Source organism: Paraburkholderia sp. WC7.3g (assembly GCF_050436345.1).
Taxonomy (GTDB): domain Bacteria; phylum Pseudomonadota; class Gammaproteobacteria; order Burkholderiales; family Burkholderiaceae; genus Paraburkholderia; species Paraburkholderia podalyriae.
On the sequence record NZ_JBNDMA010000003.1, the window covers coordinates 349,851 to 362,090 of the forward strand.

9 protein-coding genes are annotated in these 12,240 nt (G+C 59.8%); 2 read left to right on the forward strand and 7 right to left on the reverse strand.

Annotated elements, in window-relative coordinates; translation table 11 throughout:
- Position 1 precedes the first annotated feature (1 nt).
- Positions 2-370, forward strand: a complete 369-nt coding sequence (locus OKW43_RS33035; protein WP_429452411.1) for a hypothetical protein — start codon at positions 2-4, stop codon at positions 368-370.
- Positions 371-786: 416 nt separating this feature from the next.
- Entirely contained in the window at positions 787-1,590 is an 804-nt protein-coding gene (locus OKW43_RS33040; RefSeq protein WP_429452413.1) for a CAP domain-containing protein, read from the forward strand.
- 1,749 nt (positions 1,591-3,339) lie between these two features.
- Here the strand turns inward: OKW43_RS33040 and OKW43_RS33045 are convergent.
- From OKW43_RS33045 to OKW43_RS33075, 7 genes are all read right to left on the reverse strand, one after another.
- Positions 3,340-4,557, reverse strand: a complete 1,218-nt coding sequence (locus tag OKW43_RS33045) for a hypothetical protein (protein WP_429452415.1) — start codon at positions 4,555-4,557, stop codon at positions 3,340-3,342.
- A gap of 15 nt (positions 4,558-4,572) precedes the next feature.
- Positions 4,573-5,166 carry a hypothetical protein gene (locus OKW43_RS33050; protein ID WP_429452417.1) on the reverse strand — a complete coding sequence of 198 codons (594 nt, stop codon included), beginning with the start codon at positions 5,164-5,166 and terminating at the stop codon, positions 4,573-4,575.
- Between the two features lie 61 nt (positions 5,167-5,227).
- Complete coding sequence (locus OKW43_RS33055; RefSeq protein WP_429452419.1) at positions 5,228-6,346, reverse strand: type II secretion system protein; 1,119 nt, start codon at positions 6,344-6,346, stop codon at positions 5,228-5,230.
- A 14-nt stretch (positions 6,347-6,360) separates the two neighbouring features.
- A complete protein-coding gene (locus OKW43_RS33060; RefSeq protein ID WP_429452421.1) occupies positions 6,361-8,763 on the reverse strand; it encodes an ATPase, T2SS/T4P/T4SS family in 2,403 nt (800 codons plus the stop codon).
- A gap of 2 nt (positions 8,764-8,765) precedes the next feature.
- Positions 8,766-9,347: a hypothetical protein gene (locus OKW43_RS33065; protein WP_429452423.1), complete on the reverse strand. Its 582-nt coding sequence runs from the start codon at positions 9,345-9,347 to the stop codon at positions 8,766-8,768.
- Positions 9,334-10,614 carry a hypothetical protein gene (locus tag OKW43_RS33070; protein WP_429452425.1) on the reverse strand — a complete coding sequence of 427 codons (1,281 nt, stop codon included), beginning with the start codon at positions 10,612-10,614 and terminating at the stop codon, positions 9,334-9,336. Before OKW43_RS33070 ends, OKW43_RS33065 begins: the two co-directional genes overlap by 14 nt.
- A 7-nt stretch (positions 10,615-10,621) precedes the next feature.
- The gene (locus tag OKW43_RS33075; RefSeq protein ID WP_429452427.1) at positions 10,622-12,238 is read right to left on the reverse strand and encodes a type II secretory pathway protein; all 1,617 of its coding nucleotides are present in this window, start codon (positions 12,236-12,238) and stop codon (positions 10,622-10,624) included.
- Positions 12,239-12,240 lie beyond the last annotated feature (2 nt).

Sequence of the window (12,240 nt, forward strand, 5' to 3'; positions counted from 1 at the left end):
TATGCAGGACTTCGCTTATCTCTTTGGCGACAGCGTCGCGGCCTGGCTCAGAGGCCGCGGCGACGCACGCTTCAATCAGTACGAGCGGCATTACAGAGCGGACCGGCAGGCGACGCCTGAGACGTTCGACCTCGAAAAATCCAACGAGCAGTATGCGAAGCAGTGCGCGCGATCGGGCGGTCGGATTCTGCGCGTGCTGGACAGCAAGGCATTCAAGCACCTTGTGTTCTTTCTCGCGCTGTCCTGGGGAGGCTCATTGATGCTCGCGACGGTTGGAAAACAGCAGCCAGCGGTCGCCGGCACTCTGCTCGCCGCGCTTTTTATTGCAATACGCATAAACCGGCGAAGGAACCGCTCCGGACGGCGGTAGCAAACGGTTGCGCCTACGCAACGACACTCTCGCCGCAATGGCTTACCGCTCTTTACAATGCCTGCGCACGCGAAATTTGCGGTAAGCATTCACGCTTTCCGACGGTTGCGGCCGACGCTGCCTTGACTTTGGATTGCGCTCGATAAGATGAAAGTAAGCAGATCGCGGGGGCGACTGCACTAACGACTAGGGCCAGAAAAATGACCATCAAAAGCACTCTTACACTGACTTCCGCCGCAGTTGCGGCTGCTATCCTCGTCGCTGCATGCGGTGGCGGCGGTGGTGGAAGTAGCTCGCCGGCTGCGGGCACACCCGCGAGCGCTCCGGGTTCGGCCAGCGCTCCGAGTTCGGCCAGCTCTCCGGTAACGGGCACTCAACCCACCCCGCAATACGCAGCGGACAGCGTCACGCTTGCGATGTTTAATCAGGTGAACGCCTACCGTCAGCAATGCGGTTTCCCGGCAGTACAGCAAAACACGGTTCTCGATCAAGCTGCGCAAGCGCATGCGATGTGGGAAGGATTGAACAACACGGTGGCCGACAACGAAACGGCTGGTCAGCAAGGCTTTACCGGCGTGAGCTACCTTGATCGTGCCGTGCATTTCGGATTTCCGTCTACCGGCGTCGTGGGCGCAGGCGTGAGCGCGGCCTACTACACCACGTCGAATCTTTCCGAGGCGGAATACGGCCAGACGTTGGTGAACGAATGGATTTCGACCGTGTATCACTCGCAGGCCATCTTGACGCCGGTTAAGACGATTGGCATCGGTGAGTATGAGACCGCGTTCAACGGTTCGCCGGAAGTGTGGGGCTCGATGAGCCTGCTGAACACTGAAATGCAGCAACTCACCACGAGCGGACCCATTACGTTCCCGTGCCAAGGCACGACCGGCGTTCCGTACAAGGCTGTTTCGGAATCCCCGACGCCGCCCAATACTTCGGGTCCGTGGGGCACGCCGGTTATTGTCATGGGCAACGCGACCGATACGCTTTTACTGACTTCGGGCACGATGACGGACCCGTCCGGCAATATCATCAACCTGCAATTGATCGATTCGGCCAACGATCCGAACAAGCTGACGCAGCCGTATGCAGCGGTCGCTTATCCGGCAACGCCTTTGGCTCCGAACACCACGTACACGGTGAACGTGTCGGGCACGGTGAACGGCACTGCTTTCACGAGGCCGTTCACGTTCACCACCGGGAATATCGTCGGCTAACGCCATCGCAAAGGGCTCACGCGGCCCTTGATCGAAAACCGCCAGCATCACACTGGCGGTTTTTTATTTCCGAAGATCGTTTTTGACACGCTCCAAAAAAGAAGGGGTGCAACCCGCAAAGGCTGCACCCCTTTTCTCCTACAGCCTATCTAGGTCAGGTTTAATTTGGCCCGCCACAAGCCGCAGGCCCCGGCGACGTTGTATTTCCCGTGAGTTGTCCCATCGCGCTTCCGTCCGTTGGACTGACAGGACAGTACAGAATGTATGTGTTGCCAGACGTGCCGCAAGTGTCGGTCCAGACGGGCCCCGTGGCACCATACTGTTGCTGGTAGTAGGTGCCATGACCATACGAGCCATCGAAATTTGTATAGTATCCGGTGAAGGGGCCCTGTCTGCCATAACCATTCGTTAACGTATATCCCTGCGCCTGCGCTTCACTTGCACACGTTACCGTAGGCGCGGGCGGTGCGTTACAGGTGTATATCCATCCACTCCCGTTCCACGTTGGGCCGCTCAGAAGTCCGTACTGACAAGTACCCTGCGTCGGTGGCGGCGGTTGGCATGAGAGACCGCCCCACGAACTACCGTTCCACGCCGGACCAGACAACACCGCCCAACCGGCAGGGCAACTCGGCGGTGCCTGGTAATTGCATTGCGGCGACGAGTAATGAGAACCTTGCCAGCGCGCTCCTGCAATCGTCGTCCATCCTGGCCCAGTAGAACACGCGGGAGGCGATTGCGCCGCAGTCGCGATCTTGGTGCCGCAAGATGAGTCCTGAAAGCCGTACGCGCAGTGCGTACGTTGCGCCTGTGCCCATGCGTGACTACCGATGCAGAGACCCATACACAGGATTAGTAACTTCAAAAACTCTTTCATCGCGATGAATCTCCAAATTTTCGAAACTTATTAGAAAAAGCGCCTCTCCGGGCGCTTTTTTACTGCCGACGCTGCAACCTCAGTTACCGGAATACCCTTGGCAAAAGGACCGAACCAAGATTAGAAAAAGCGCCTCTCCGGGCGCTTTTTTCTATTGCCGACGCTGCAACCTCAGTTACCGGAATACCCTTGGCAGAAGGACCACACCATCGTCCGATCGGCCATGTACTGATTGCCAGTTGCATTGTCGAAGAAGCACGCATACTCGTACTGAGTGCCCCCGCTAGGTCCACCGCCCGCATAGTAAGGACCGTTGACGTAGCACATCGCGACCTGCGTGTAGCTGCCAATCTTCGTCAACGTCGCAGTCAAACCGGCAGGGACACTGTATCCAGCCGCGGCAGCGTTAGCTTTGCAGTGGGCCTTGGGATCGGAAGAAACCGGAGGCGGAGGCGCGTTGCAGCTATAAATCCACGTACTGCCATTCCACGTTGGACCGCTCAGAAATCCGTACTGACAAGTACCCTGCGTCGGTGGCGGCGGTTGGCATGACAGACCGACCCACGATGAGCCAGTCCATGACGGGCCAGACATTTCCTGCCATCCGCTCGGACACTGCGGAGGCGCTTGGTAATTACACTGCGGCGACGAGAAGTGCGAGCCCTGCCAAAGCGCCGCCGCACCAGTCGTCCAACCTGGGCCAGTAGAGCACTGCGGAGGCGTCTGCGCCGAAGTCGAGATTGTTGGCCCGCAAGATGAGTCCTGAAAACCATACGAGCAATGCTCGCGCTGTGCCCATGCGTGAGTTCCAGCAAGGAGACCCACACAGAGGATCAAAAAATTAAATATTTTTCTCACCGTTCAACCGATATTTAGTACGAGCAGTAGGTTTCAACTTCCCCCGTACCGATAGCGCCTCCATCCACATTTGACGTACCTGAACCCGAACCGTTTGTGATCGAAATCGTCCACGGTCCCGAACCAGGGCCAGCGAAATTCACCGCCGCAGTCGTATCGACCCGGAAAGTCTGCGGCACCAATCGCATTTGCGGATAGCCCCCGGCGAAGCATGACGGGGACGGCACCACCGAACCATTCCAAACCTGATAAAAGTTATAGGTTTGCGTAGGACCGCCGACCGGCATCCAGATCGGACCCGCGCCGTCATTCAAGTTCTGGCAGGAAAGCGCCTGCCCGCGCCCGTCGCTATTCGATGCTTGCGCACCCAATGGACTACAGGACGCACGCGGCGCACCTATGGCCCCGGCCTGGATCGTACGCGCAACTGTGAGCGTTCCGCCGACCGTGGTATTTCCCGTAGTGTTAAGCGTGGTGGCCGTCGCCGTGCCGAGACTCGATGAGCCAGAAACGGTTAAACCGCCTGTGCTGATCGTGCCCGTGGCGTCCAGATTCTGGACGTTGTGCAGCGATACACCGTTCACGTTCTGATCGCCGCTCCAGGTCAGGCTACCGTCGCGCCGGATGTAGACCGAGTTCCCGTCCGTCGCAGGTCCGTTGGTCGCCATGATCGACGCAGCTTTCGATCCGAGCGGGTTGCTTGCCGTGAATGACCCGTTGATGCCCGTGATCTGCGCTGGGCTCTGTGCGTTCGAATAGCCAAACTGGCTCGTGCCCGCCAGCTTCGAACCGGCCAGGGCGATCTGCGCAGCACCAGCGACGTCCGGCTTCCCGCCCTTGAGCAGTTGCGTGGTCGGATACATCGTGAAGGCGACGTGGCAGTTCCCCGCTGTCTGCGTGCAGCCTGATGGCACCATGGTCATCGTTGTGACGTACGCACCACCCCAAGACGGCCCGTTTTTGTGTGCCTGTTTGAGACTGCCCGCCGCTACGAGCTGAGCGATCGTCGGAGGCGTGATGGTCGCGTTATTACCTGACGCGGTGTACTGCGTCAGGATCGTCCCAAAGTTGTCAGTGATGTACCCCTGAAACGCGGTCACCAACGTCGCTTCATTCTGGCCTTCCAGCGCCAGCATCGTCGCGCGCTGATGCTCAATGTCCAGCTTGATGCCCTGCACTGTCAGGATTGCTGAGCCCAAAAGGACGAACATCATTTCGAGCAGGCTGCCCATGGTCCTATCGTCCCGTTACGTGCGCGACGTGTAAAGCTGAAGCGTCGCGTACGCCCCCGCAGAGGCGCACGCAGTGCCCGCCGTTGTGCTGCTGAAAGTTGTGGTCGGCCCCGAGAGCGTCGTGCTGTTCGCACCGACCTGCGAGAACGTGTTGGTCAACGCGGCAACGCTCATTGCACATACGGCGGCAGGCACCTGATAGCTAAGAATAAGAGAGTCGTTCGCGGTGCTGAGTGTTCCGACACTGACAGTGACGGCCTGATTGAAGATCCCTTTCAGCGACGACTTGTCGCTAGCCAGACGCGTTCCGGCCGAGTCGAACGCCCTGTTCGTCGCCAACGTAGTTAGGGTCTCAGCAGAAAAGTCAGCATCGTTCTGCGTCGCATTGAGGATGCCGGTGCGAAACATCTGCGCTTCGCTGGTGAACTCAGAGGACTTGATCAGCGTGTAGACATAGGTGCTGCCTTTAATGACCGCTATGGCCAGCAGCGCAGCGCCCGCCATGTATGCCCCCGCCTCGATCAGCGACAGTTCACCTGACTGCTTTTTTCGTCGGCCCATCCGAAGAAGACTCAAACGACGGACAGCGTTGGTGTTTTTTTGTTGCATCAGATTTCTCCCGAAGATCACGCCTTATCAGCGTGCCTAGATATGACTGCTGGTTGAGCGCTTACTGCGCGCCTGCTACCGGAATGCCACCACTCATGTTTACCGCTCCCGTGACGACGTACGAGCCCACTCCGATCGTCAGGAAAACGACTACAGCAAATCCAAGAAGCACGTAGTGAGTCATTCGCGCATTGCGCTTCACCGCTTCGACGACTCTGCCAAGCGAATCGCGTCCGAGCGATTTGATCGCCGCTTCAAACTGATCCCGACCGGCGGCATCGGTGATCGTGTCTACGATCATTTCCGAGAAGATGCCCGTGTCAAGGGCACGCATTGGCTGATCGGGTCGCTGCGTGAGGCGCTTGTTCATCGTCGTCAGATGCCACCGCATCCATGGATCGGCCGTATGGGCGACTCGGTTGATCGCCGCGCGCAACGTCAGGTTTGAATCGAACAGGCCAGCGAGCGACACAATCAACAGCGCTGCGCGCATGTCGCGCCGGTTGCGCCACATCAATGGGAAGCCGTCGAACCGGATGCGCAGCGGCCCGACCCAGCGCTTCAGGCTGTAGAAGTAGGCTGCTATGGTTCCGACGACGACCGACGTGGATAACCACCAGTAGTCGTAGGCGAATGTGTCGATGTGGTACAGCAGCCGCCCGGCATCAGGCCACTGCTCGAGCGGCTTGATCTCCACGACCTGCGGATAGATCATGCCGCCGAACATCATGCAAAAGCCGTACAGGTAGACAAGCAGAAACGTCGGGTAAGCAACCTGTAGCGCGGTCTGTGACGACAGAGTGCGCTTGGCGAACGCCGCCATCTCGGCAAGCTCGAATCCCCGCACCACTGCGTCCTTCTGCGTCGACTCGTCAGCAATATCGAAGAGCGTGTACTCGTCACCAGGTATGAACGGCTTGATTGCGGCCGAGAATGAGTCGCCCTTCACCAGCCGCTCCCGCACCTTCGCAAAGACTTTCCACACGATGCGGTTGCGCTTCCGGTTGCGGTTTTCATACGTCTCGAGCCGCTCGCGCAGCGTTTCGACGTCGCGCAGGCCCTTCTTCTCGATATCGAGGCGCGTTTCCTTGTAGAACGTCTCGCGCACGCTCTGGAAGCGCCAGCGCGCGAAACGCATCTGTGTCGCTTCGGGGAGCAGCGCTATCAACGAACTAAACATGACCCGTCAGCCTCTTAAAGTTTTTCGTCCGCGCCTGGAAACACGCGGTATTGCCCGAACGACTGCATCGAACGGTTGATAAATTGTGGGTCTATTTCGCCACGGGAAGCCTTGAAAAGAGCGTGTTCATATACCGTCTTTCCGGTCATGTCCTCGTTATCGAAGGCGGTCTTGCGCTCCCGACGCCATACCTCGCGTGCTCCCGCCCAGTCGCGAACCGCAATTCGCTGACGGAATTCATCGGTCGGCCTATACAGTTCTGCAACCAGCGTGGGCCGCTTTGTTCCGCCGGCCACTTTGCCGTCACGCGAAAAGAGACCGTCGAGGCGGCAATGCTGGCAACCGGCATGGTTGCGGCAAGCCATTCGCGACGTGTCGAGTCCGAACTTCGAGCGCAGCAGTTCGAGATCGGCTTCCTGCATCACATCTTCAGCAGGGAGCTTGCAGTGCGGGCATAGCGTAGGTATGAGCTTCTGGTTGCCGACGGCATTAACGAACCCTTCGGCGGCCAGCTCATCTATGGGCAGCATGAGACGGCCGCCGGCCATCCGCATGAACGCAGAAATGATGTCGCCCGCGTGCAGCGAGAAGCGCACAGGATGTCCGGTGAGCGCAAGCTCCGACACAAGCCCCATCACCACGCGGTCGCGCACTTCTGAAATCGTCACATCGTCCGGGTCCATCCGCATGAGGGTGCGGATCACTTCCGCGTATTTGCGGTTCGCCTCGTCGTCGGTTTCGTCCGGGCGGCGAATAATCGAGATTTCCGAAAGCCACGGCAACGGGTATTCGGACGGCTCGCTAACGGCGAACTGCTTCTTTAGCTCGCGGTCGGGCAACATGTACGACAGTGCGCGGAGCAACGTTGTCTTTCCCGAACCCGTCTCGCCCGTCAGAACAGTAATGCCGCCGCTCACATAGTTGAGCGTGTCGATCAGGGCCAACTGGCTCGGCGCGAGGCCCATCTGCTCGGGCATCAACACCGAGTAATTCTTGAAGTTCCCATCGAGCAAACGCAGGGCGACGTCGTAGCCGCCCACTGTCGGCGCGGACTGCCAGCGCAGATTGATGGTGTCGCGCCCCGCCACCAGCGGGATCATTGCGGACTGCGTCGCGCTGGGCTGAAACGAGTTGCCCGAGTTAGTGTTCTTCTGAACCAGGTCGGAATACGCGGCAGACAGCGCGCGGCGGACGATGGTTTTTGGCAGACGCCGATAGGTATACACATCGCCGTTTACCCGGAAGCGAACTTCCACTTCTCCGCGAAAGTCCCGTGGCTCAAACGCGATGTCGCTTGCGCCGTACGCGTGCGCGGCTTCGATGATGTCCCGGAAATTGCCAATGGCACGCGACGCCTCGCGTTCCACGGTCCCGGTTACTTCGCGCCGTTTCCCTTCGTAAATTGCCGCGATCACTTCCTCTGTCGCGATCATTTCTTCCTGCACGAGCAGATCGCGTGCGGCAAGGTCTTTGACGAACGTTGTGAACTGCGCACGCTCACTGAACCGCGCGGTCGCCGCAACGATAGCGATACCGGGCTGGATCTCGACTGCCACGAATTCCTTTCGTGCGGCGGTCGACAGCTTCAGGATTGCATCGCCGTCCGTGCCAGTGACGATCCGTTTGAAGTCGGGCAGCGCATCGGCCGACACCAGAACCGGCCTCCCGTTTAATGCGTTGGTCGGTTCTTCATTGTCATCCTCTTCGTCGTCGGCGTTGTGCTCAACGGGCGCTGTAGCGCCGTGCGCTCCCGGCGTAGGATAGGGCGGGTCCGATGACACGGGCACGGACACGACTGCCGGTAGGGACTCGTTCCGAGGCGTTGCGCCAGTGGCGAATTGCTGTTCCGGGTGTGGTTGCGATCGAGGCTGCACAGAGGCCACCGGCTCGGCACCGAAGGCGGCGACGCTCGCTGTCTCAGTGGCTGAAGAATGACCGGCGGCGGTCTGACTCGGCGATCCCCGTTGCGCGGCTATCAGCTCGTCCAGCTCACGCAGCGCCTTCTCGCCTTCTACATATCCGTCGCCCAGGCGGCCGGCTACGTCTGCGCCTGATTCAGCGACCACTTCCCCCGAAGGGGCATGGACATTTACGCCTACGTGCTCGGGCTGTTGCACGCAAGGCGCGTAGACTGCCGCGGGCGGGCGGGCCGGCGCTGCGACCGGCTTGTCTGATTCTACGTACGACTCGACGTCCTCTACATCTTCGCCGGAAAGCCGGCGGCCAAGAAACGAGACTGTCGGATTGATCGCGCGCGTCGGCTCCCTGAAGGTCGGCTCCTGCCCGGGTTGGCCAGCTGACTGCGGCGCCGCCTGCCCTGCCTCAACGAATGCCGATGGCCTGACACCGCGGAACCGTTTCAGAAAGCCGCCGCTCGCTTGAGCGTCGTCCGTCTCAACGCCTGAAAAAATACCCATGCTTACCGTCCTCCGCCAAATGCGCCAATGTTCGTTGCCATCGGAAGAGGTCCGCCGAGATCAGTGATCGCCTGGATGGCGGGCCCATCTCCCGTCGAACCGGCGCCGGCGGGCTGCGAGATGACCTCCGACCACGTACGCTTTCCTTCTGCTACGGTTACGCGATACCCATCGACGTGCGTCACGACCCAACCGTTGAGCAGCTTCTCTCCCCGGCCGGCTGCATAGACGCCGCCTCGGTACTCGTAAAGCACGTGCGGCCCAGCGTAATCGCTGTAGGCTCCAACGAATGAAACGGGTATGACCTTTCGCGCCGGGGTATCAGAACGCCTGGGCGATTTCGCAACGATGGTTGGTGTCGCGACCGGGGCCGCAGGGGCAGTCAATAAAGGCGCGCTCAATGCGACACCGCCCGCAGGCGGCTGTGCGCCGTCCGCTTTGCGCATCGAATTGACCAGGTTCTGTCGCGCAAGCCCGTCGATGTCATCGAGCGTTAGGTGCTTCTCGTCAGCGTGCGCGAGTCCAGCGATACAGACCACAAGAGCCGATGCTGCCGCGAACCGGCCGGAGTTACTGGAGAACATAGTATTTACCTTTCGCGGTGAAATGAACGCCGCTTCCGTCGTCCTTAAGCTCGAGTTCAAGTGCGTCGAGAGCCATGTTGGCCGGCAGCTTTTCTAGCAGCGGGCTCTGCCACATATATCCGTCGATCGACCAGTCGCCAGCCTGAAGGATCGGTCCGTTGATCTCTCCGGCGTTCGGCTGGCGGGCGAGCAGACGCTGGGGCGGGCGCAGCGTGACCACGTAGCCGTGACTCATCAACTGGTCGGGCTTCGTCGACAGCCGTTGCGGGTCCGTCTGAAGCTGCTTGATAAGCGCCTGCGCGGTCGGCCACTGCTTCTGTTCAGTAAGCGCGAGCTTCTGGACATGCGGCACGGCCGGCCCCTTTGCCTGCAACAGCAAACCGTTGGGATCGAACACCACTGGACGCATCTCTGCCGGTGCCCGCGCATCGAATTCCTTGTAGGTGCCGCCCTCGCGTTTGTAGGTGATCGAGCAGAAACCGGTCACGCCACATGACGCCTTAAGGAACTGCCAACCAGCGACGTTCGTTTCCTGCTTGCCGAACATGTCTATCAGCGCGGGCGCAAGTGAGGAAGCAAGCGGTACTGCGCCATTGAAGGTCCGCGCAACGGCGGCCTGATAGTCCTGCATGTAGGTCGGCGGCGGTGCAGGCGGTGGCGGCGGCGGATTGATATAGGTGAGCGCTTCGCTCCCCAGATAGATCACGGTGGCGCCAATGACAGCGAGCGGTATGATCGTCGGCACCTTGACGGGCACCTGCCTGATCAGACCAACGCTTTTGCCTCGCAGCAGCTCGGCTGGTGTGAACGGCTCGTCCAGGCCCGTGAGGTCGGTGCCGTGGCCGATTGTGAGCAGGGGGACACGGTCCTTTGCGCACTCGTCCTCGACCGTATCGCGGCTGGCATCAAGCGCATTGAGTGCTACCGTCTGGTCTATGCGCACCGCGCCGCGGACAACGAAAATGACATGCACACGCTGCCCGTCCTGAACCAGAACGAGCACTGCGGGTTTCGAGCGCACGCGATCAAGACCCGCGACCCGTGCGGCCGCCGAATAGAGTTTCAGCCCCTTCCGTTCGGATGGCTCCGGTGCGCAGAAGCCGGCGACAGTCTCTTCCTTGCCCTTGATCTCAACGTAGTGCGTCGCGTCGAGCTCGTTAGCGTAACGGCGGCGCTCGCCCGCGGCGCCCCTGGTCGCATAGGCGCGCCAGTCAAGCCCGAAGACAAGACGTGCCTTCTTTTCGTTGGGAATCGATTCGAAGTGCATGCGCTGCTCACATCGACGGGACGACGGAGGCCGTCAGCATGATCACCTGGAATGTCTTGGCCTTGTTCCATGCGCCGCTGAAGCTGAGAATCCCGCTGTTACTGGTACCGTCGTAGTTGTTGGTGACGGCGCCATACATGACCACCGTCTGCCCGTCGGACAACGCGATCGTCTGGTCATCCTTACTGCCCACGATGTCCGGCAACTGGATCTGCTGTGACGATGCGCCGGAACCCGTACCGATGGTGGTGAATGGGCCATTGAGCTTGGAGTTATCGCTCCAGTACGAAAGGATGATCTGGTTATGGTCGTTGACCGATGGCAGGACGTTCACGAAGTCGCCCACCGTTACCGATCCAGGCGTCAGTCCAGGCGCCCCAGCACTACCACTGATTGAGCCTGTTGCAGGCGTCGTTGCCGCCAGATAGCCCTTCGTTTCGAACGAACCGATCGACATGGGCAGACCATTGAGCGTCATCTTTGTCTGCGTGTTGTCAGCGATGGTCTTGCCAAAGGTGTTTAGCGCGTTGAGTACCGCGTTGGTGCCATTGAGCGGCGCGCCCGGGTTGAGAATCGAAAGGCCGACGGAACCAGCGGCAGTCGCTAGCGACGTCGGTGAGGTAATGCTGATCGCGTATTTCGATAGGCCGTCGGAGATCCTGTTGAAGACGATGTCCGCGTTTGCGCCGGCCTGCGACCCGTCGTTAAGTGCAATCTGCAAAGTGCGCACCGGGACCATGACCTGACGCGTCGAAATGGCGTTCTCGTGTTTTAGCACCTCGCTCATGCGATCGACGGCTTCTTTCGTGTCGCGCACCATGACGAGGCGGCTTTGGGGATTGACCGTGATCTTGCCTAGGGGTGTCTGGAGGCTTTGGAGCTCCTTCGTGATCATGTCGATCTGATTGAAGGTGCCGTCGCGCCCAGTCGATGTCACCGCGGCAAAAGAGCCAGTGTTAGCGCTCGTCGTCCCCGTTCCTGTTGACTGGGTACCCGTTGAGGTGTCTGTGCCCTTCGACATCGAGGACTTGATACTGACTGCGCCCGGAACGGCAGCAATCTGGAACGTCCGGGTTACGAAGCGCGATATGTTGATCGTTGCTCCATCGAAGTCCCAGGCGAGGCCGAGGTCTTCAGTCACGCTATGCAGATACTGTCCAATCCGTGCATTGCCCGGTTGCCGGTAGACTGGCTCAAGGTTTGCCGCCCCGGCCATTGAGGTCGTCTGCGTCACCGTCCTGCCTGAATTTCCCGACGGCGCATCGATGAGAGCTTCGCGCGGAATAAAAACATCCGGGCTTATATGGACGGGATAGCCCGACGCATCCGAGATGTACGTACCGATCTTTGTGATTGGCAGATTCGCCGGAAGCGTGATTGTCTTGTCGCGGAATACGGCAGGCAGCGTCGCTTCATACGCAACGGGCACAAGGCGATCGCCGAGAAACGCGGTCGAAACGTGCTCGACTAGCGGCATCGAATCGCCCATGCCGGCCATCGCGCGCGTCGCGTCGTGTGTAGCTGCGTCATAGGCCCGGTTGACGTCCGATTGGGACACAACGCAACCCGTCAGCATGGTTGCTGCAAGGAGTGATACAGCGGCCTGGAAGCGGTTTGCTCGCATGG